Source organism: Actinomadura parmotrematis, from assembly GCF_019458805.1.
Lineage (GTDB): Bacteria > Actinomycetota > Actinomycetes > Streptosporangiales > Streptosporangiaceae > Spirillospora > Spirillospora parmotrematis.
The window spans coordinates 104245-122422 of sequence record NZ_JAIBOA010000003.1 but is presented as its reverse complement, the minus strand read 5'-3'; the positions used below and the strand labels follow the sequence as shown (position 1 = coordinate 122422).

23 protein-coding genes and 1 tRNA gene are annotated in these 18178 nt (G+C 74.9%); 13 read left to right on the top strand and 11 right to left on the bottom strand.

Annotation, left to right across the window (positions count from 1 at the left end):
* Positions 1-202: 202 nt before the first annotated feature.
* Positions 203-943 (top strand): dienelactone hydrolase family protein, encoded by a 741-nt coding sequence (locus K1Y72_RS05640; protein ID WP_220163903.1) that lies wholly within the window; start codon positions 203-205, stop codon positions 941-943.
* A gap of 174 nt (positions 944-1117) precedes the next feature.
* On the opposite strand, the gene K1Y72_RS05635 is transcribed toward K1Y72_RS05640, so the two are convergent.
* On the bottom strand, positions 1118-1876 hold the full coding sequence (locus K1Y72_RS05635) for a DeoR/GlpR family DNA-binding transcription regulator (RefSeq protein ID WP_220163901.1): 759 nt from the start codon (positions 1874-1876) through the stop codon (positions 1118-1120).
* 48 nt (positions 1877-1924) lie between these two features.
* Between K1Y72_RS05635 and K1Y72_RS05630 the strand changes: the two genes are divergently transcribed.
* The 3 genes from K1Y72_RS05630 to K1Y72_RS05620 are packed head-to-tail and all read left to right on the top strand — an operon-like array spanning position 1925 to position 3456.
* Positions 1925-2200, top strand: a complete 276-nt coding sequence (locus K1Y72_RS05630; RefSeq protein WP_220163899.1) for a hypothetical protein — start codon at positions 1925-1927, stop codon at positions 2198-2200.
* A complete protein-coding gene (locus K1Y72_RS05625) occupies positions 2197-2871 on the top strand; it encodes an NUDIX domain-containing protein (RefSeq protein WP_220163897.1) in 675 nt (224 codons plus the stop codon). The genes K1Y72_RS05630 and K1Y72_RS05625 overlap by 4 nt, the downstream gene beginning before the upstream one ends.
* Positions 2872-2913: 42 nt before the next feature.
* A complete protein-coding gene (locus K1Y72_RS05620) occupies positions 2914-3456 on the top strand; it encodes a YciI family protein (RefSeq protein ID WP_220163895.1) in 543 nt (180 codons plus the stop codon).
* A gap of 128 nt (positions 3457-3584) precedes the next feature.
* Here K1Y72_RS05620 and K1Y72_RS05615 read toward each other — a convergent pair whose 3' ends face one another.
* Genes K1Y72_RS05615 through K1Y72_RS35960 form a run of 3 tightly spaced genes read right to left on the bottom strand, consistent with a single transcriptional unit; the run spans position 3585 to position 5165 of the window.
* The gene (locus K1Y72_RS05615; protein ID WP_220163893.1) at positions 3585-4004 is read right to left on the bottom strand and encodes a DUF5959 family protein; all 420 of its coding nucleotides are present in this window, start codon (positions 4002-4004) and stop codon (positions 3585-3587) included.
* 49 nt (positions 4005-4053) lie between these two features.
* Entirely contained in the window at positions 4054-4890 is an 837-nt protein-coding gene (locus K1Y72_RS05610) for an undecaprenyl-diphosphate phosphatase (protein ID WP_220163891.1), read from the bottom strand.
* Positions 4887-5165, bottom strand: coding sequence for a hypothetical protein (locus K1Y72_RS35960; protein WP_258571987.1), 279 nt, complete (start codon positions 5163-5165; stop codon positions 4887-4889). Before K1Y72_RS35960 ends, K1Y72_RS05610 begins: the two co-directional genes overlap by 4 nt.
* Positions 5166-5289: 124 nt before the next feature.
* Here K1Y72_RS35960 and K1Y72_RS05600 point away from each other — a divergent pair, with 124 nt between their 5' ends.
* Entirely contained in the window at positions 5290-5664 is a 375-nt protein-coding gene (locus K1Y72_RS05600) for a BlaI/MecI/CopY family transcriptional regulator (RefSeq protein ID WP_220163889.1), read from the top strand.
* Positions 5665-5672: 8 nt separating this feature from the next.
* Positions 5673-6593 carry a M56 family metallopeptidase gene (locus K1Y72_RS05595; RefSeq protein WP_220163887.1) on the top strand — a complete coding sequence of 307 codons (921 nt, stop codon included), beginning with the start codon at positions 5673-5675 and terminating at the stop codon, positions 6591-6593.
* A 27-nt stretch (positions 6594-6620) separates the two neighbouring features.
* Here the strand turns inward: K1Y72_RS05595 and K1Y72_RS05590 are convergent, their stop codons facing one another.
* On the bottom strand, positions 6621-6872 hold the full coding sequence (locus K1Y72_RS05590) for a cell division protein SepF (protein WP_258572032.1): 252 nt from the start codon (positions 6870-6872) through the stop codon (positions 6621-6623).
* Between the two features lie 152 nt (positions 6873-7024).
* On the opposite strand from K1Y72_RS05590, the gene K1Y72_RS05585 reads away from it, so the two are divergent.
* A complete protein-coding gene (locus tag K1Y72_RS05585; RefSeq protein ID WP_220163883.1) occupies positions 7025-7798 on the top strand; it encodes an SDR family oxidoreductase in 774 nt (257 codons plus the stop codon).
* On the opposite strand, the gene K1Y72_RS05580 is transcribed toward K1Y72_RS05585, so the two are convergent.
* The 4 genes from K1Y72_RS05580 to K1Y72_RS05565 form a co-directional block, all read right to left on the bottom strand.
* Positions 7785-8714 (bottom strand): nitroreductase family protein, encoded by a 930-nt coding sequence (locus K1Y72_RS05580; RefSeq protein ID WP_220163881.1) that lies wholly within the window; start codon positions 8712-8714, stop codon positions 7785-7787. The two genes, K1Y72_RS05585 and K1Y72_RS05580, sit on opposite strands and share 14 nt — an antisense overlap.
* Positions 8715-8951: 237 nt before the next feature.
* Entirely contained in the window at positions 8952-9821 is an 870-nt protein-coding gene (locus tag K1Y72_RS05575; RefSeq protein ID WP_220163879.1) for an aldo/keto reductase, read from the bottom strand.
* A 59-nt stretch (positions 9822-9880) separates the two neighbouring features.
* A complete protein-coding gene (locus K1Y72_RS05570; RefSeq protein WP_220163877.1) occupies positions 9881-10672 on the bottom strand; it encodes an SDR family NAD(P)-dependent oxidoreductase in 792 nt (263 codons plus the stop codon).
* Positions 10673-10690: 18 nt separating this feature from the next.
* Positions 10691-10897: a hypothetical protein gene (locus K1Y72_RS05565; protein ID WP_220163875.1), complete on the bottom strand. Its 207-nt coding sequence runs from the start codon at positions 10895-10897 to the stop codon at positions 10691-10693.
* 195 nt (positions 10898-11092) lie between these two features.
* Between K1Y72_RS05565 and K1Y72_RS05560 the strand changes: the two genes are divergently transcribed.
* The 5 genes from K1Y72_RS05560 to K1Y72_RS05540 all read left to right on the top strand — a co-directional run bounded on the left by K1Y72_RS05560 (position 11093) and on the right by K1Y72_RS05540 (position 15450).
* Positions 11093-11212: a DLW-39 family protein gene (locus K1Y72_RS05560; protein WP_220163873.1), complete on the top strand. Its 120-nt coding sequence runs from the start codon at positions 11093-11095 to the stop codon at positions 11210-11212.
* 46 nt (positions 11213-11258) lie between these two features.
* Positions 11259-11966, top strand: coding sequence for an HAD family hydrolase (locus K1Y72_RS05555; protein WP_220163871.1), 708 nt, complete (start codon positions 11259-11261; stop codon positions 11964-11966).
* A gap of 14 nt (positions 11967-11980) precedes the next feature.
* Positions 11981-12053, top strand: a tRNA-Ala gene (locus K1Y72_RS05550).
* A 245-nt stretch (positions 12054-12298) separates the two neighbouring features.
* Complete coding sequence (locus tag K1Y72_RS05545) at positions 12299-12781, top strand: hypothetical protein (protein WP_220163869.1); 483 nt, start codon at positions 12299-12301, stop codon at positions 12779-12781.
* Between the two features lie 233 nt (positions 12782-13014).
* Positions 13015-15450, top strand: coding sequence for a tetratricopeptide repeat protein (locus K1Y72_RS05540; RefSeq protein ID WP_220163867.1), 2436 nt, complete (start codon positions 13015-13017; stop codon positions 15448-15450).
* A 9-nt stretch (positions 15451-15459) separates the two neighbouring features.
* Here the strand turns inward: K1Y72_RS05540 and K1Y72_RS05535 are convergent, their stop codons facing one another.
* Positions 15460-16365, bottom strand: a complete 906-nt coding sequence (locus K1Y72_RS05535; RefSeq protein ID WP_220163865.1) for a PrsW family intramembrane metalloprotease — start codon at positions 16363-16365, stop codon at positions 15460-15462.
* Between the two features lie 211 nt (positions 16366-16576).
* Between K1Y72_RS05535 and K1Y72_RS05530 the strand changes: the two genes are divergently transcribed.
* The gene (locus K1Y72_RS05530) at positions 16577-17134 is read left to right on the top strand and encodes a hypothetical protein (RefSeq protein ID WP_220163863.1); all 558 of its coding nucleotides are present in this window, start codon (positions 16577-16579) and stop codon (positions 17132-17134) included.
* Here K1Y72_RS05530 and K1Y72_RS05525 read toward each other — a convergent pair.
* Positions 17101-18081 (bottom strand): helix-turn-helix domain-containing protein, encoded by a 981-nt coding sequence (locus tag K1Y72_RS05525; RefSeq protein WP_220163861.1) that lies wholly within the window; start codon positions 18079-18081, stop codon positions 17101-17103. The two genes, K1Y72_RS05530 and K1Y72_RS05525, sit on opposite strands and share 34 nt — an antisense overlap.
* Positions 18082-18178 lie beyond the last annotated feature (97 nt).

Here is an 18178-nt window from a genome sequence, read left to right as displayed (position 1 = left end):
CCTGTAGGTTCGAATCCTTCAGCCGCTGGAAAACCTGTTGGCGGGGTGTGGGGGTCGTTGCTAGGTTGCGGGTGGCCGTGCGAGAGGACGAGGAGGTGGTACCCGTGAACGCAGTATCGACATGGGTGCTCCCCTCCGGGGTCACGGTCGGGCGGTAGGTCGTCCGGGAGCGCCGTTCGCAGCACTCCCGAAAGGCACGACCATGCACTTCACCTCTGAGCGGCGCCTCGGCGACGGCGTCCTCGAACGCGAATTCACCCTCGGGGAGATCCCCGGCATCCTGTGGACGCCCGCGTCCGCGTCGGCGTCCGCGCCGGTCCCGCTGATCCTGCTCGGGCAGCCCCCGCTCGGAATGCGCCAGATGTACCCCCGGCTGGCGGGGCGGGCCCTGCGCTGCGCGGCGGGGGGCTTCGCCGCCGCCACCATCGAGCTGCCCGGGAGCGGAGACCGGCCGCGCGAGGCGTCCGCCGAGCAGGCCCGCGCCGGCATGCGCCGGGCCGTGGAGGCCGGCGAGCCGGTCGGCGACGAGATCATCGACGCGCTCGTCCTGCCGCTCGTCGATCAGGCGGTCCCGGAAGCGCGGGCCGCGCTGGACGCCCTCCTGGAGCTGCCCGAGATCGGCGGTCCGGTCGGGTACTCGGGCGGCGTGATCTCCATCGGGGTCCGGCTCGCGGCGGTCGAGCCGCGCATCGTGGCCGCCGGCCTCTTCGCCGGGAGCTTCGTGCCCCGCGCCGTGCTGGAGGAGGCCCGGCGGGTCACCATCCCGCTGCACGTCCTGCTGCAGTGGGACGACGAGGGCAACGACCGGCAGGCGGCCCTGGACCTGTTCGACGCCTTCGGCTCGAAGGAGAAGACGCTGCAGGCCAACATGGGCGGGCACACCGGTGTCCCGCAGTTCGCGGGGGAGGACGCGGCCAGGTTCTTCGCCCGGCACCTCCGCTGACCGCCGGCCGGGCGCCGTCCCCGGGCCGACGGGTCGGTGCCCGGCCTCCGGCCGTCGAGGGGCGGGGGCCGGCCGTCACGGCGACGCGGGCCGCGGCCGCGCCGGTCGGGGGCGGGTTCGGCAAGGGCGGTCCCCGCCGCGTCCCGGCCCTGAGCAGGCCGTACCCGCGGGCTGTCAGGGGGCCGGGAGGAGGGGGACGCCGTTCGTGGCGAGTTCCTCCAGGACGGGATGGGCGGGGTCGGCGTCGGTGATGACGGCGGTGACGGCGTCGAAGGGGAGGACGCGGTAGGGCGAGGCGGTGCCGATCTTCTCGGCCGAGGCGAGGACGTAGGTGTCGGCGGCGCGGGCGGCGAGGGCGCGCTTCATCGCGGCCTCCTCGGCGTCGCCGGTGGTGAGGCCCGCGGCGGGATGGACGCCGGTGACGCCGAGCAGGCAGAGGTCGGCGGAGACGTTCTGGGCGGCCTCGACGGCGGCGGCGCCGCAGGCGACCGCCGAGTGCTTGAAGATCCGGCCGCCGAGCATCAGGACCTCGGCGCGCGGGTGGCCGAGCAGCGCGACGGCGATCGTCGGGCTGTGGGTGATCACGGTGCAGGCCAGGTCCGGGGGGAGCAGGCCGGCGACGGCGAGGGCGGTGGTGCCGCCGTCCAGGATCAGGGTGCCGCCGGGCCGGACGAGGGCGGCGGCCGCCGCGGCGACCTTGCGCTTGCCGGCCGGGGCGACGGACGCGCGGGCGGCGTAGTCGGCCTCGGCGGGCGAGACGGGGAGCGCCCCGCCGTAGACGCGGTGGCAGAGCCCTTCGGCGGCGAGGTCGCGCAGGTCGCGGCGCACGCTGTCCTCGGAGATGCCGAGGCCGGCGGCCACCTCCTTGGCGACGATCTTGCCGTCGCGGGCGAGCAGGCCGAGCAGGTGGTCGCGCCGTTCAGCAGCCAGCATGCGCACTCTTTCTCGTTGTTGCACGTTTCTGCATGTATCGTAGCGGACATGATCGATGAGCCGATGCCGATCCCGATCGCCGGGCCTTACCGCTCCGGCACCGGTGGCGACCCGGCCGCCATGGCCGCGAACCTCGCCCGCCTGGAGGCCGCGGCGTGGCCGGTCCTCGCCGCCGGCCACGTCCCGATGATCGGCGAGTGGGCGGCGCCGCCCGGCGCGTCCGCCGGCGCCGGCCAGGACGTCGCCGCCGCGCGGCGCCGCGGCCTGCCCGTCTGCCGCGACGTCGCCGAGATCCCGCGCCGCGTCCCGCAGGAGGCCGGGTGAGCGGCCGGCCGGGCGTCGACGTCCCCGACCACCGGGGCCGCACCGGGCTCGACCGCGCCGGGCGCGGCCTGGACCGCAACCCCGGCGTCGTCGTCCGCGACGTCGAGCTGACCTCGCGGGGCTGGCACGTGCTGCGCCGCACCACCTTCGACTACCGGCGCCGCGACGGCCGCTGGATCACCCAGCAGCGCGAGACCTACGACCGCGGCGACGGCGCGGTCGTCCTGCCCTACGACGCCGAGCGCGGGCTCGTGCTGCTCACCCGCCAGTTCCGCTACCCCGCCTACGTCAACGACCACCCCGACGGCATGCTCGTCGAGGCCGCCGCCGGGCTGCTCGACGGCGACGACCCGCCCGCCGCGATCCGGCGCGAGAGCGCCGAGGAGCTCGGCGTCGCGCTCGGCCCGGTCACCCGGGTCCTGGACGCCTACATGAGCCCCGGGTCGGTCACCGAGCGCCTGTTCTTCTACGCCGCCCCCTACACCGCGGCCGACCGCACCGGCGACGGCGGCGGCCTGGAGGAGGACGGCGAGGACATCGAGGTGCTCGAACTGCCCTTCGCCGAGGCCCTCGCCATGTGCCGCGACGGGCGCATCGCGGACGGCAAGACCATCCTGCTGCTGCAGTGGGCCGCCCTCGATGGGCCGTTCGCCGCCGGCCGGCCCGCCTGAAACCGGGTGGCCCGCGCGGCGGCGGTGGTGAAGGGTGGGGGGATGGAGTTCTTCTGCTACCACCGCGACCGGCCCGGGGCGGCGTCCCTGCGCGACGAGCTGGTGGAGGCGCACTGGTCCTACATGGACCGTTTCGCGCAGGAGCTGATCGCCCGCGGCCCGACCTTCGCCGGCGAGGCGGCGACGGGGAGCGTCCACATCGTCGACCTGCCGGACGCCGCGGCGGCCCGCGCGTTCGCCTTCGACGAGCCGGGCTACCAGGCGGGCGTGTACCAGGACGTCCTGCTGCGCCGGTGGCGGAACCTGCTGGGCCGCACCATGTGGGAGTTCCCCGGCGGCCGGAGCGGCGGCGAGCACTACCTGGTGCTCGGCCTCGGCGCGGGCCCCGGCGCCGACCTGGAGCCGCCCGCCGACTGGGACGACCTGGTCGCCTACGGGCCGCTGCTGTCGGACGACGGCGCCGCCTGGCTCGGCACGGCCGCGCTGCTGCGGGCGGCGGACGCGGACGCGGCGCGCGCCGTCCTCACCGCGGGCGCCTACGCCGCCGTCGAGGTCCACCGGTGGACCTTCGGCGGGCGCCGCTAGCCGCCCGCGCTCCCGGCATGGACCTCACCGGCGCCACCCGCATGATCATGACAGCGTCCCCCGACCGCCCCGAGCTGATGCGGGTCGCCCGCGACGCCCACGACGACCTCGCCGCCGGACGCCCGTCCTCACCCGCTGACGACGAGGCCGCTCCAAGCGTCCCGGACGGCGTCCAGCCGGTCGTAGTGGTCGTCGAGCCAGTCGTCGGCGACCTCGATCAGGAGTTCGGCGCTCGCCAGCGAGCCCGCCGCGTCGACGACCGTGACGCGCAGGGGCCCGCCCTCGTCCTCCTCGATCCAGATCTCGTTGCGGTCCCTGCCCTCGCGCCAGGCGGTGTTGTCGCCGCGCGCCAGGTCGTCCAGCACGACCTCCCAGTCGTCCAGGCAGTCGGGGTGGATCACTTCGAGCAGGCGGCCGCCGACGAACGGGCTGCGCACCTCGATCTCGCCGACCAGGCAGCCGTCCTCGGCGTGGGAGATCCGCAGGACGACGCTGTCGCCCAGGTCGTCGGCGAGGTCGATGAGGTCCGGGAAGGCGGGGTTCGTCACGGGGGCAGCGTAGGAGGCGGCACCGACATCCGGGCCCGCGCCGGTGCGGTCAGGAGGAGACGGTCCCGGCGGCGAGCAGGCCGATGAGGAGGGCGGCGACGGCCAGCCGGTAGAGGACGAAGGCGGTGAAGGTGCGGCGGGCGACGTAGCGCAGCAGCCAGGCGATGGAGGCGTAGGCGACGGCGAACGAGACGGCCGTGCCGACCAGGAGCGGGGCGGTGGCCGTGCCGGCGCCGAGGGCGTCCTTGAGTTCGTAGAGGCCGGCGCCGGTGAGGGCGGGGATGCCGAGGAAGAAGGACAGGCGGGTGGCGGCGACGCGGTCCAGGCCGCGCAGCAGGCCGGTGGACATGGTGGCGCCGGAGCGGGAGAAGCCGGGGAAGAGCAGCGCGAGGATCTGCGCGGAGCCGACCAGCAGGGCGTCGGTGCGGGTGACGTCGGCCTCGCCGCGCCCGTGGCGGCCGTACCGGTCGGCGGCCCACATGAAGCCGCTGCCGGCGATCAATGATCCGGCGACGACCCACAGGGAGGCGAGCGGCCCGTCGATGAGGGGCTTGGCGGCCAGGCCGGCCAGGACGACGGGGACGGTGGCGTAGACGACCCACCAGGCGAACCTGTAGTCGTGGGCGTCCCGGTGCCGCTCGTTCGCGACACCGCGCAGCCAGGCCCCGGCGATGCGGACGATGTCGGCGAAGAAGTAGAGCAGGACGGCGGCGATCGCGCCGACCTGGATGACCGCGGTGAACCCGACCACGGCGTCGTCGTCGACGGGGATCCCCAGCAGCCCTTCGACGATCTTCAGGTGGCCGGTGGAGGAGACGGGCAGGAACTCCGTCAGCCCCTCGACGACGCCGAGGATCACGGCCTGGCCGATGGTGATCGCGGTCATGCGGTCCTGCTTTCGTGGCGGCCGCGGGCGCGGCGGTGGCGGCGGACGGGGAGCGGGGCGGGCCGGGCGCCGCCGAGGGCGCGGCCGCCCGGACAGAGGCGGGACGGACCGGCCGGCGGCGTGCACAGCAGCCCGGCGGTGAACAGCAGCGAGTCGCCCGGCAGGAAGAAGCCGATCAGCAGCCCGGTCTCGGCGAACAGGACCGCGAGCACCCCGAACGTCCCCAGGCCGGACAGCAGGGACGTCGCGTCCAGGGGATCGAGCGCAGCCGTCATGGTTCCCCGTTTCGCCGAAGGTCCGACCGGCACTACAGTCGCTTCTACTTGATGTAGAACTTCTACATGAAGTAGAAGTTCTACATCAAGTAGATGGTGATGGCGAGCGGAGATCCGGCGGGACATGGGCGAGGGCACGAGTTCGCGGCGCCCCTGGGGCGCGCTGGAAGCCGAGCTGCTGGCCGTGCTGCAGGCCGCGGACGGGCCTCTCTCCCCCGGCGAGGCCGCCGCGCGGCTGGACGGCCGGGCCGGCTACTCCACCGTCGTCACCGCACTGACCCGCTTGCACGCCAAGGGCACCCTGAACCGGGAGCGGCGCGGGCGGGCCTACATCTACAGCCCGGTCCTGGACGCCGCCGGGACGGCCGCCCGCCGGATGCGGCAGCTCCTGGAGCGCGAGCAGGACCGCGACGCCGTCCTCATGCGCTTCGTGGACGAGCTGTCCCCCCAGGACGAGGCGCTGTTCCGCCGCCTGCTGGCCGATGACGGACCTGCCTAGGAGACGTCGTGCACCTGGCCGTCTACCTGCCGTTGCTCCCGCCCGTGGCCGCCGCGCTGTCGGCCCGGTGGCTGGCCGCCCGGCTCGATCCGCGCGCGGCGACCTGGCTGCTCACCGCCGCCGCGCTGCTCCTGGCCGCCGCCAGCACGACCGCGCTCGGCCTGCTGGCCATCGCGGGCCTCGTCCGCATCCCGCTGGTCGCGAGCCTCGGCAGGCTCTCACGCACCGCCCTGGCCGGCACCGACCCGACCGCCCGGCTGGTCTCCCTGGCCGCCGGCCTCGCCCTGTCCGCCGCCGCCCTCACCGCCGCCCGCGCGCTCTGGCATCGCGGCCGGGCGCTGCTGGCGGCGGCACGCGAAGCGCGCCGCCTACCCGGCACCGGCGACGTCGTCATCCTCGACGGCCCCGCCGACGCCTACACCCTCCCCGGCGCCCCCGGCCGCATCGTCGTCTCCACCCGCATGCTCGCCGGGCTCACCGGACCCGAACGGGGCGTCCTCATCGCCCACGAACGCGTCCACCTGCACGCCCGCCACCACTGGTTCGCCGCCGCCACCCGGCTGGCCGCGTCCCTGAACCCGCTCCTCCGCCCCCTGGAACGGGCCACCGCCTACACCATCGAACGGTGGGCCGATGAGCACGCCGCCCGCGGCTGCGGCGACCGCCGCTTGGTCGCCCGCACCGTCGCCAAGGCCGCCCTCCTCAGAGCCGGCGGCCCCCGCCGCGCCGTCACCGCGCTCGGCATCGCCGGCGCCGAACTCGCCGCCGGCGGCCCCCTGCCCCGCCGCGTCGCCGCGCTGATGGCCGCGCCCCCGCGCCGCCGGCTCCCGCTCATCGCCGCCGTCGCCGCGGTCCTCCTGCTCACCGGCCTGTGCACCGCCGAAGCGGCGGGCGACCTGGAAGACCTCCTCGAAGCGGCCGGCGCCTGACCCCGGACCCTTGCGTTCCAGACCCGCCTACCCGGCGTTCTCGATCGGGACGGCGGGGCGGGCGATGCCGGCGGGGACCAGCAGGAACAGCTTCGGGGCGAGGCGGTCCAGGTCGCCGCCGCGACCGAAGACGAGGCCCGCGGCGAAGTCGACGAACTGCCGGGCCACCGGGTCGGGGAGGGCCGTGAGGTCCATGACGACCGGAACGCGCTTGTTCCGGAAGAAGTGCCCCACGTGCAGCGCCTCGTTGTAGTCGTTCGGGCGCAGTGTCTTCACCATCACGACGCAAGTGTCCCCACCTTGCCCCGCCGATGGGTAGTCCCGCGCCGTGGTCAGCGGCGGTCAGTGCGCGGTGCGCCGGCGGTCAGCCGCCGCGGCCAGTCTCCGGGGTGTCGGGAGGGCGCACCGCCCCCGGGGAGAAGGAGAAGGACATGACCACGACGACCGGCAGGACGGCTCTGGTGACCGGCGGCTCGCGCGGGATCGGCCGGGCGGTGGCCGAGCGGCTCGCCGCGGACGGCGCGCTCGTCGCCGTCCACTACGGCGCGAACCGCGAGGCGGCGGACGAGGTCGTGGCGGGCATCGAGGGCAAGGGCGGGCGGGCCTTCGCCGTCGGCGCCGACTTCGCCCGCCCCGACGCCGCCGACGTCCTGTTCGACGGGCTCGCGCCGCACCTTGCGGGCCGCGGCCTGGACGTCCTCGTGAACAACGCCGGCATCGCGTCGATGAGCCCGGTCCAGGCGGTCACCCCGGAGGAGTTCGACCGGATCTTCACGGTGAACGTGCGGACGCCGTTCTTCGTGCTGCAGCGGGCGCTGCCGCTGCTGAACGACGGCGCCCGCGTCGTCACCGTCGGGTCGACGGCCTCGACGCGCATCGCGGTGTCCCCGCAGATCGCCTACACGATGTCGAAGGCCGCCGCCGACGCGATGACGCCGTCGCTGGCCAACCAGCTCGGCGGCCGCGGCATCACCGTCAACACGGTCGCGCCCGGCGTGGTCGTCACGGACATGACGGCCGGGCACCGGGCGGTGCCCGCGGCCGTCGCCGGGCTGACCGCGGTCACCGCGCTCGGGCGGCTCGGCGAGGCCGGCGAGATCGCCGGCGCCGTCGCGTTCCTCGCCGGCCCCGACGGCGCCTACGTCACCGGGCAGACCCTGAACGTGTGCGGCGGCACCTGGCTCGGCCCGATCATGCCGGCGTGACGGATGCCGGCGTGAGGGGCGGGCCGGTCAGGACGCGCGGGCGCCGCGCCTCGGCGGGGCCGGGCACGCCGAGCCCGGTCACGCCGAGCGGGATCTCCCCCGCGCGCTCCGGCCCGAGGACGGCCTCGGCGGCCTCGTCGCGGATCGCGGCGGTGAAGAACGCGCCGAGGCCGAGCGCGCACGCCGCCAGGTGGGCGGTCCGGCTGGCCTCGCCGAGGTCGAGGAACAGCGACCGGTAGGCGCGGCGGCCGCGGGCGGGACGCCCCGGCGCGGCCCGGTAGGTGTAGAGGAGCAGCGCGCCGACGTCCGCCGCCGCGCCGAGGCCGCCGCAGAGCCGCGCGGCGTCGACCGGGCCCGCCACCCGCTCCAGCCCGTGCCCGCCCGGCACGTACCGGTAGGCGCCCGCCGCGACCCGCTCCACCGCGCTGACCAGCGCATACACCGTGACGTTCGGGCGGTCCGCGGCCGCCGTCCGGTGCAGGACGGTGCCGAGGTGGGCGAAGGGGACGGGCGCCCCGGCGGCGAACTCGCGGACGGCGCGGCCCGCGTCCAGCGCCTCGGCGAGCCCGACGTCGATCGGGACGGGCGGCGCGAGGGCGACCGGACGCGGCGGCACCGGCGCGGGGAATGGACCGCCGGCCGTCACGGAATGCGCATCGGCCCGCATATCCCAGGCGCCGAGGGATTCCTCGCGGAAGTGCTGTTCGGAACCTTCGGCGACGAGGAGTCCGGCGTCGACCAATTCCCGGGCCAGCGCGAGTTCCCCGTCGCCCGGTGTGCGCCACTCCCGGAATTGCGCGAGCAGTCCCCACGTCGCGTCGCCGAGGGGGAACCGGCGGCGCCGCCACGGGTCCTCGGCGACCAGGTGCCCCTCGCGGATGCGGAAGGCGACGAGACGGGAGGCCCTCAGCCGCACGCGGGTCTCCTCCGTCGAAGGGACGCGGAAAGGCGCGCCGCAGGACGGCGCATTCCTTTCCCCCGCCCTGCGAGGGTAACTATCCGGGCGACGCCGTGTCCAGATCACCGTTGCGGATCCGGGCGAGGTTAACAGCACCGGAACAATGGGGGCACAGCCGTTATTGGCCCGTCACCGGAATGCGATCCGCGCGGGGAATTGCCGTGCCCGGCCCGCGCGGGACCGGGCACGGCGCTCTCAGCCGAGAGCGGTGAGCTCGGCGACCTCGTCGTCGGTCAGCTCGATGGCGGCGGCCGCCAGGTTGTCCTCCAGGTGCGCGACCTTGGAGGTGCCGGGGATCGGCAGCATGACGGGCGAGCGGTGCAGCAGCCAGGCGAGGGCGAGCTGTGCGGGCGACGCGCCGTGGCGCTCCGCCGCCTCCGCCAGGACGCCGCCGGGCTCGGCGAGCTGTCCCGTCGCGAGCGGGAACCACGGGATGAACCCGATGCCCTCGGCCTCGCAGTACTTCAGCACGTCCTCGGACTTGCGCTCGGTCAGGTTGTAGAGGTTCTGCACGGTGGCGATCTCGGTGAGGCCGCGGGAGCGCTTCACTTCCTCCACCGACACCTCGGACAGGCCGATGTGCCGGATCTTGCCCTCGCCCTGCATGTCCTTCAGGACGCCGAGCTGGTCCTCGAGCGGGACCGCCGGGTCGATGCGGTGCAGCTGGTAGAGGTCGATGCGCTCCAGGCGGAGCCGCCGCAGGCTCATCTCGACGCACTGCCGCAGGTATTCGGGGCGCCCGAGCGGCGTCCACGCGTTCGGGCCGCTGCGCGTGAAACCGCCCTTGGTGGCGACGAGCAGCTCCGCCGGGTACGGGTGCAGCGCCTCGGCGATCAGGTCCTCGCTGACGAACGGCCCGTAGGAGTCGGCGGTGTCGATGAAGGTGACGCCGAGCTCGACGGCGCGCCGCAGCACCCGCACGGCCTCGTCATGGTCGGCGGGCGGCCCCCAGACGCCGGGCCCGGTGAGCTGCATGGCGCCGTAGCCGAGCCGGTGCACCGGCAGGTCGCCGCCGACGGAGAAGGTGCCGCTCGCCTCGGCCGGGCGGTCGGAAATCGTGGTCATGGTCGTCCTCCCTCTGATGACCACTCCATCACCGCCCGCCCGCGGTCCATGCACCCGGGTCAGCGTTTCGCGCGCTGCCCCGCGGCGAGGTCGTGCGAGACCCGCGGGCCGCCGGCGCGGCGCTGCACCGCGGCCGACAGCGCGGGCGCGGCGCCGCCGATGAGCGCGCCGAGCCGCAGGCCGAGCGGCGCGACGTCCACCTCGGCGGCGTTGCGGTCCACCGCCTTCAGCGTGGCGCGGGCGACGTCCTCGGGGGTGCGGGTGCCGACGCCCCTCGGCAGGGAGACGCCCGCCTCGGCGAACATGCCGGCGTCGCGGATGAAGCCGGGGAACACGGTGGACACGCCGACGCCGTGCGGGCGCAGGTCCTCGCGGAGCCCGAGCGCGAAGCCGCGCATCCCGAACTTGGTCGCGTTGTACAGGGACGCGTGGCCGGAGGCCGTCTTGCCCGACAGCGACGACACGAAGACCAGGTGGCCGCGCCCGCGTCCGGCCATCGCCGCACCGGCGAGCTTCGCCATGACGATGGGCGCGCGCAGGTTCACGTCCAGCGCCCGGTCGATCTCGCCGATGCTGTAGTCGGCGAGCAGCCCGGACGCGGGCAGCGCCGCGTTGGCGACGAGGACGTCCACCTCGCCCGCCGCGGCGAGGAGCGCCTCGGGCGCGTCCCGGTCGGCGAGATCGGCGGCGAGCGCCGTCCCGCCGAGCTCGGCGGCCAGCGGATCGAGGACGTCCGCCCGCCGGCCGCTCAGCACCACGTGCGCGCCGCGCGCCGCGAACGCGACGGCGAGCGCCCTCCCGATCCCGCCGGTCGCACCCGTCAGCAGGACCCGCGCACCGTCCAGTCGCATGGACCGATCATCGCGGGTCTACAGGCCCGCGCGCCAGAGCACCACGATGAGCCCCGCGAGCACCAGGCCCGCCACGCCGAGCGCCACGTCGCCCAGCACGATCGCCAGGACGCAGCCGAAGACGATCACCACGGCGGCGCGCAGCAGGCCGCGGCCGCCGTCGCCGTCCTCGGGCTCGGGCCGCAGCTCCCGTTCCCACAGGCCGAAGTCGTCGGGGGCGCCCATGAACGGAGTATGCGGCGCCCGGGGCGTCCGGGCGAGATGTCCGCCGCGCCACACTTGGACGTTGGGTCCGATAACCCCGACGGGGTGCGAACCGTCGGCGAGCGGTTGCTAGGCTGCGGTCCCTGGGGGAGACACCATTCCGCAACGCCTCCCTCGGTGATTGCACTTCATAGTCGAGGTGAAGGGGTCCCCATCGTGAAGAAGCTGCTCGTCCTTGCCGTTGTCGCTCTCGGCGGTTTCGCCGTCTGGCGCCGCCTGCAGCAGGACCGCGCCGAGCTGGACCTGTGGACCGAGGCCACGTCCTCCGACAGCTGAGACCGGCTCCCGCAAGCGGAGACCGCACCGCGAAGGAGGCCCCGGCGTGACCGGAGCAGCGCCGATCACCATCGCCTGCCTCGATCTCGCCGGGACCACTGTCGCGGACGGCGGCGCGCTGCGCGCCGCCCACACCGAGGCGCTGGCGGCGCTCGGCCTCGCGCCGGGCACGTCCGCCCACGCCGCGGCGCTGGCCCGCGCGGACGCCGCCCCGGCCGCCGAGGCCCTGGACCTCTACCGGGCCGTGTTCGCCGACGAGGCCCGCGCGCAGGCCGCGCACCTGGCCTTCGAGAGCTCCTACGAACGCATCGTCGGCCGCCACGGGCTCGCACCCGTCCCGGGCGCCGAGCAGGCCCTGGACGAGCTGGCGAAGGCGGGCGTCCGCATCTGCCTCGTGAGCTCCCTCGGCCGCCGCACGCTCGGCCGCGTCCTCGAAGCGCTCGGCTGGTGGGACCGCGCGGACTTCGCCGTCTGCCCCGACGGCGCCGGCCGCGGCCAGCCCTGGCCCGACCTCATCCTGTCCGCCGCGCTCCGCGCCGGCACCGACGACGTCCGGCACATCGCCGTCTGCGGCGGCACCGCCGAAGCGATGCTCGCCGGCCGCCGCGCCGGCGCCTCGATCGTCGCGGGCGTCCGCACCGGCCCCCACGACGCCCCCACCCTCCGCGCGTCCGGCGCCACCCACATCCTCCCGAGCGTCGCCGACCTGCCCCCGCTCCTTCTGGAGGCGCGCGAGCCCGCCGACCCCGGGTAAGCTGGACCCGCCCAGGGGCCTTAGCTCAGTAGGTAGAGCACCTGCTTTGCAAGCAGGGTGTCGGGGGTTCGATTCCCCCAGGCTCCACCGGTCTCAACGCCCTCGTCCGCTTCGCGGACGGGGGCGTTTTGTGTTGGGCGGGAAGATCGTGGTGGGGGGTGAACTTTTGGGGTGCGGTGATCGTCTTGACGGGGTCGGGGGCGGGCTTGTTCGGGGCGGGGCGGGTCTTATTGATCACGTGCAGGGGTGCGAACACCGTCGGGGAGGGGGTGCGTCTCACCTCCCACAGCACGATCGCGAAGGTCGTGCGCTGAGGATGGGAGCGGCGGACCATGCGGAAGATCGTGATGGCCGGGGTGGCGGCGGTGCTGGCGTTCGGGCTGACGGCTTGTGACGGTGGGGACGGGGGGACGTCGGCGGCGTCGTCGCCGTCCGCGTCGCCGTCCGCGGTGCCTTCCGTGTCCTCGTCGTCTCCTGCGGTGGAGGCGCCTTCGGGCGGGCCTTCGAGCGAGCCGTCCGCTTCTCGGCCTTCTTCGGGTGGGAGTTCCTCGCCTGCGCGACCGATCGCGTCCAAGTGGGGGCGGCTGCGGTATCTGGCGCCGGGGAAGTTCACCGTGGGCGACGTCGCCTTCTTCACCGCCGACCGGACCGTCGTGATCGTCGCCGGGGGGACGTGCCCGGACGGGTCCGAGGCGTCGGCGGACGGTTCCAGGTGCGGGATCGACGGGCTCGAGGAGTGGGCCAAGGCCTCGCCGCACAACGTCAATGTGCGTTTCTCCGGTCAGGTCGCCACCACGATCATGGAGACCCAGTAAGGGGTTCTCGGGCGTCCTCATCCGCTTCGCGGGTGGGGGCGCGCGGTGTGCGGTCGGTGGGGAGCAGGCGGCGGGAAAAATCCCTGGCTGGCGGTCGCGCCGCGGGACGGTGCCGTAGGAGGTGTTGGCGGTGGTCAGCGGGGGATGGCACGGGGCGGTCGAAAGGGCTAGAAGCGGGATCTGTCGGTCTAGAAGGCTGTCGGTAGGGCGGGACACCGAGGGCTGGGGGGACGATGGCGGTCAGGACCGATCCGCAGGACGAGTTGGCTGAGCGACTGCGGCTGCTTCAGGAGGTGTCGGGGCGGGGGGTTCGGGCGCTCGCGCGGGATGCGGGGCTTAGTTCGTCGTCGCTGTCACGGTATCTGAGCGGGCAGACGGTGCCGCCGTGGTCCGCCGTCCTCGACCTGTGCCGTCTCGTGAAGCGGGATCCTCGGCCGTTGCGGGCGGTGTGGGAGCGGGCGTCCAGTCCGTTGCCGGCGCCGCCGAAGGCGAGCCGGCAGGTGGAGCGGCAGGTGCCGCCTGCGGGGGTGTGGGCGCCGCCGCGTAATGATCTGCCTCGGGATGCGCCTGACTTCACCGGGAGGGAGGTGGAGTTGGCGGCTGTGCTCGCGGCTGTGAAGAGCGGGCGGGTTGTTGCCGTTGACGGGATGGCGGGGGTCGGGAAGACCTGTCTGGCGGTGCATGCGGCGCATCGGCTGGCCGGGGAGTATCCGGATGCGCAGTTGTACGTGGATCTGCACGGGTTCACTGAGGGGCGGGAGCCGCTGGGGCCCGATCCGGCGTTGCGGATGTTGTTGACGGCGTTGGACGTGCCTTCTGAGCGGGTGCCTCAGGACGGGATCGAGCAGTTGGCCGCTTGTTGGCGGGCTGAGCTGGCGCGGCGGCGGGCTGTGGTGGTGCTCGACAACGCGGTGGACGCTGAGCAGGTGCGGTATCTGCTGCCGGGAGCGGGGTCGTCGGTTGCGCTGATCACCAGTCGGAACCGGCTCGTCGGGTTGGACGAGGTGCCGCCTGTGTCGCTGGACGTGCTGTCGGCGGAGGAGAGCGCGGAGCTGCTGGAGCGGGCGAGCGGGGGCGGTGAGCGGCTCGGGCGGGAGCCGGAGGCGGCGGCGGAGGTGCTGCGGCTCTGCGGGCGGCTGCCGCTGGCGCTGCGGCTCGCGGCGGCGCGGTTGCGGCATCGGCCGGGGTGGACGGTCGGGATTCTCGTCGAGCGGATGGCTGAGGGGGCGACGGAGTTCGACACCGCGCTGGCCATGTCGGTGCGGCAGTTGGATCGGGGGCAGCGGCGGCTCTTCCGGCTGCTCGGGCTGCTGCCGGGGGCGTCGTTCGACGAGTACGTGGCGGCGGCGTTGGCGGATGTGACGCCGCGGGCGGCGCGGGGGGTTCTGGAGGATCTGCTCGACGCGCATCTGGTGGAGCAGACGCCGGGCGGGCGGTATCGGCTGCATGATCTTGTGCACGGGTATGCGCGGCGGGCGGTGATGGAGGACGCGGAGGCGGAGCGGGAGCGGGCGTTGGGGCGGGTGCTGGACTACTACGTGCACGCGGCCGCGGCGGCTGATGCGGCGATGCCGTTCCTGCCGGGTGGGCGGAAGGTGTCGGCGGGGCGGGCGCCGGCGGAGCTGCCGCGGTTCGCGGACAAGCATGCGGCGCTGGCCTGGTTCACCGTCGAGTACGAGAACCTGATCGGCGCCTTCGAGACGGCGGTCGCGGTGGGGGCCGATGCGCATGCGTTCGAGCTGCCCCGGTTCATGCGGGCCTACTTCGCGCGGCGGTGCGGCACGACGCATCTGAACTTCCTGTTCGAGCGGTCGCTGGGGGCGGCGGAGCGGCTGGGGGATCCGGTGAGGGTCGCCGAGGCGCACAGCGATCTCGGGTTCGCGCGGTACAACGCGGGGCGGACGGCGGAGGCGGGTGCGGCCTACGAGGCGGCGGCGCCGCTGGTGGCGGCGGCCGGGGACGTCTGGTCGGAGGCCGAGCTGACGCTGCGGCGCGGCTACCTGAAGTGGGACGAGGGGCTCGTCGAGGAGCCGCTCGAACTGTTCCGGCGGGCGGGGCGGCTGTACGCGGAGGCCGGTTGCCCGAGCGGGACGGCCCATGCGACCGCGTACGAGGCGTGGGCGATGCTGCAGTTGGGGAACCGGGAGGAGGCGGCGCGGCTGGCCCGGGAGACGCTGGGGTTCCCGCATCCCGATCCGGCGTGGCCGCCGACGCTGTCGGCGCGGATCACGCTCGGGGTGGCGATCGCCGACGACGAGCCCGGCGAGGCCGTCGGGCATCTGCGGCGGGCGCTGGAGTCGGCCCGGGAGGACGGCCACCGGAACAACGAGGCGTGGTGCCTGAACTGCCTCGGCGTCGTGCTGGGGCGGGCGGGCCGGTACGAGGAGGCGCTGGACGCGCACCGGGAGGCGTTCGCGCTGCTGGACGCGCTGTTCGAGGAGCACTGGAAGATCCACTTCCTGAATCCCTATGCCGAGACGTGCCGGCTGGCCGGTCTGCCGGACGAGGCGCTGCGGCTGTACGGGGAGGCGCTGGAGCTGGCGCCGAAGCTCGGATACAGCGCCAAGGAGGCGGCGGCGCACGAGGGGATCGCCGCCGTGCTCGACGGGACGGACCCGGCCGCGGCGGCCGGGCATCGTGCGGCCGCCGCTGCGGTTCGGGAGGAGTGACGGGCCGCGTCAGCGGTGGCCGGCGCGCCAGGGGTGGTCGGGGCGGGCCGGGACGGGGGGTTCGGCGCGGGAGCGGCGGGCGAGGACGCGCAGCCAGGCGAGCGCGAGCAGGGAGATCGCGGCGAGTCCCGTCCAGTTGAGGACGGTGATGAGGTGCGCCTGCGCGGCGGTGGCGTCCGGCAGGTGGCCGCGCTCCATGAGGCCGCGCTGGGAGGGGGTGCCGGTGAGGAGGAGGGTGAGGCCGATCGCGATGCCGTGCATGGAGTCCCAGAGCGCGTGCAGCAGGGCGACGCCGAGGTAGGCGAGCAGGACGGTGGCGTCGAGGCGCCACCGGCCGTGGCGGCGGGCGGCGCCGAACAGGGCGCCGCCGAGGATCGCCGTCCAGAGGCCGTGCCCGAGGGGCGTGAGGGCGCCGCGCACGATCTCGGTCTCCAGCATCGACCGCAGGCTCATGCCGTCGGCGGTGAGCAGGGCGTCGAGCGCGTACCCGGCGCTCTCGAACGCGGCGAAGCCGAAGCCGACGGCGGCGCCGAGGACGAGGCCGTCGCGGGACGAGCGGATCCGCACCCGGCGCGCCACGATCATCAGGGCGACCAGCTTGGCGGCCTCCTCGATCAGCCCGACGCCGAGGTAGAGCCACCAGGCCGGGTGCAGCAGCCAGGTCTCCAGCACCGACGCGCCGAGCACGCCGAGGACGCCGCCGGCGACGAACGAGGTGAACAGCAGCGGCACGGTGATCTCGCCGGACCGGCCGTGCTCGTAGGCCCAGATCGCGAAGGTGACCGGGACGAGGAAGCTGCCGAGCAGCACCACCGTCGGGACGAGCGTGGAGTTCGCGGTGGCGGCGGTGACGAGGACGGTGAGGACCCAGAGGCCGAAGCCGCCGATCAGCACCCTCGGCCAGGTGCTCTTCATGGTCGCCCCCCGTGGTCCGCCCGCCGTTCCGGTGATCTACCCGGTGCGGTGGTGCGACGAACGCGGGTATGCGCAGGTCAGCGGGGTGACCCTGAGGCGTCTCAGGGGCGTCCCCTAGCTCTCGGGGGGCGGGTGCGGGACGGCTCTCGCGCGGGTTCCGGGCGCGGTGCGGCGCGGAAGACGATCAAGGCGTTCACCTGAGGAGGTAGCCGTGTCCCGTTTCGCTCTGATCGCCGCTCCGCTGCTGATGTTCGCCTACGGCGTCGTGCGGATCTTCGATGGCCTGGACGGTCACTACGGTCCGGGCCCGGCCTGGACGGCCGGGCACGTCCTGTTCCTCGGCAGCCTGCTGCTGTTCGGCGTGGGGCTGGTCGCGCTGCGGCGCGCGAGCCTCGTGCTGGCGGCGGTCGGGCTCGCCGGGCTCGCGGCGTTCGTGCGCGTCGCGGTCGTCGACATCGTCGTCGGGCTGCGCGCGTCGGGTCCGGAGGAGAAGAGCGTGCTCGCCGACCGGTACGCCGACGTCCCGCACGTGCTGCCGTCCGTCTTCTACGAGGTCGGGCCGCTGCTGTTCATGGTCGGTCTCGTCGGGACGCTGGTCGTGCTCGCGGTGCGGCGGGCGCTGCCGTGGTGGAGCCCGGTGCTCGTGGCGGCGGGGTTCGCCGCCATCACCGTGCGGACGGGCCTGCTGCCGGTCGGCGCCGCGGTGCTCGCGGCGGGCCTGCTGCCGGCGGCGGTTCAGGCGGTCCCGGCGCGGAAGGTCCGCCGGTAGGCCGACGGGGAGGTGCGCATGGCGCGGCCGAAGTGGTGCCGGAAGGTCGCCGGGCTCTCGAAGCCGACGGCCGCGCCGACCTCCTCGACCGGCAGCGCGCCGTCCTCCAGCAGCGCCAGGCTCGCCCCGACCCGCTGGGCGATCACCCAGCGGAGCGGGCTCGTGCCGGTCTGCCGGTGGAAGTGCCGGAGGAAGGTCCGCTCGGACGTGCGGGCCGCGCGGGCGAGCGCGGCGACGGTGATCGGCTCGGCGAGGTGCGCGAGCGCCCAGTCCATGGCGCGGGCGACGGCGTCGTCGGTCCCGGGCGCGGCGATCGGGGCCTCGACGAACTGGGCCTGGCCGCCGTCGCGGTGCGGCGGGATCACCAGGCGGCGCGCGACGGAGTTGGCGACGCGGGCGCCGTGGTCGGTGCGGACCAGGTGCAGGCAGAGATCGAGGCCGGCGGCGCTGCCCGCGCCGGTCAGCACGTCGCCGCCGTCCACGTACAGGACGTCCGGCCGCACCCGCACCGCCGGATGGCGCCGCTGGAGGAGGTCGGCGTACCGCCAGTGCGTGGCGGCCTCGCGGCCGTCGAGGAGGCCCGCGGCGGCGAGCGCGAACGCGCCGGAGCAGATCGACACGATCCGCGCGCCGCGCGCGTGCGCCTCCCGGAGCGCGGCGACGACGTCGGGGTGGACGTCGCCGCGCACGTCGGGGACGGCGACGACCATGACGGTGTCGGCGGCGGCGAAGGCGTCCAGGCCGTGCTCGGTGGCCAGGGTGAAGCCGCCGACGGCGCGGAGCGGGCCGCGCTCGCGGGAGCAGACCCGCAGGTCGTACCAGGGGACGCCGAGCTCGGGCCGGGGCCGCCCGAACACCTCCACGACCGAGCCGAGCTCGAACGGCGCCATCCCGTCGAACGCGAGGACGGACACGGTGCGGCGGCGGGCGGGGGCGGCGAGGTCCATGGCGGGATGTTAGCGGGGAATGGCAATGCCGCCACTGGTGGAGGGGCGACGCGGGCGGCGATGATCGGGGGTGTTCGCAGGTGATGTCGCAGGTCAG

What these genes read in the sequence shown, in the direction of transcription:
- K1Y72_RS05570 (WP_220163877.1), bottom strand. Translation starts at nt 10,672, where the DNA reads ATGCGACTGGACGGTGCGCGGGTCCTGCTGACGGGTGCGACCGGCGGG.
- K1Y72_RS05600 (WP_220163889.1), top strand. Translation starts at nt 5,290, where the DNA reads ATGGGCGAGGGCACGAGTTCGCGGCGCCCCTGGGGCGCGCTGGAAGCC.
- K1Y72_RS35960 (WP_258571987.1), bottom strand. Translation starts at nt 5,165, where the DNA reads ATGACGGCTGCGCTCGATCCCCTGGACGCGACGTCCCTGCTGTCCGGC.
- K1Y72_RS05620 (WP_220163895.1), top strand. Translation starts at nt 2,914, where the DNA reads ATGGAGTTCTTCTGCTACCACCGCGACCGGCCCGGGGCGGCGTCCCTG.
- K1Y72_RS05575 (WP_220163879.1), bottom strand. Translation starts at nt 9,821, where the DNA reads ATGACCACGATTTCCGACCGCCCGGCCGAGGCGAGCGGCACCTTCTCC.
- K1Y72_RS05610 (WP_220163891.1), bottom strand. Translation starts at nt 4,890, where the DNA reads ATGACCGCGATCACCATCGGCCAGGCCGTGATCCTCGGCGTCGTCGAG.
- K1Y72_RS05565 (WP_220163875.1), bottom strand. Translation starts at nt 10,897, where the DNA reads ATGGGCGCCCCCGACGACTTCGGCCTGTGGGAACGGGAGCTGCGGCCC.
- K1Y72_RS05630 (WP_220163899.1), top strand. Translation starts at nt 1,925, where the DNA reads ATGATCGATGAGCCGATGCCGATCCCGATCGCCGGGCCTTACCGCTCC.
- K1Y72_RS05535 (WP_220163865.1), bottom strand. Translation starts at nt 16,365, where the DNA reads ATGAAGAGCACCTGGCCGAGGGTGCTGATCGGCGGCTTCGGCCTCTGG.
- K1Y72_RS05640 (WP_220163903.1), top strand. Translation starts at nt 203, where the DNA reads ATGCACTTCACCTCTGAGCGGCGCCTCGGCGACGGCGTCCTCGAACGC.
- K1Y72_RS05525 (WP_220163861.1), bottom strand. Translation starts at nt 18,081, where the DNA reads ATGGACCTCGCCGCCCCCGCCCGCCGCCGCACCGTGTCCGTCCTCGCG.
- K1Y72_RS05590 (WP_258572032.1), bottom strand. Translation starts at nt 6,872, where the DNA reads ATGGTGAAGACACTGCGCCCGAACGACTACAACGAGGCGCTGCACGTG.
- K1Y72_RS05545 (WP_220163869.1), top strand. Translation starts at nt 12,299, where the DNA reads ATGCGGAAGATCGTGATGGCCGGGGTGGCGGCGGTGCTGGCGTTCGGG.
- K1Y72_RS05540 (WP_220163867.1), top strand. Translation starts at nt 13,015, where the DNA reads ATGGCGGTCAGGACCGATCCGCAGGACGAGTTGGCTGAGCGACTGCGG.
- K1Y72_RS05585 (WP_220163883.1), top strand. Translation starts at nt 7,025, where the DNA reads ATGACCACGACGACCGGCAGGACGGCTCTGGTGACCGGCGGCTCGCGC.
- K1Y72_RS05635 (WP_220163901.1), bottom strand. Translation starts at nt 1,876, where the DNA reads ATGCTGGCTGCTGAACGGCGCGACCACCTGCTCGGCCTGCTCGCCCGC.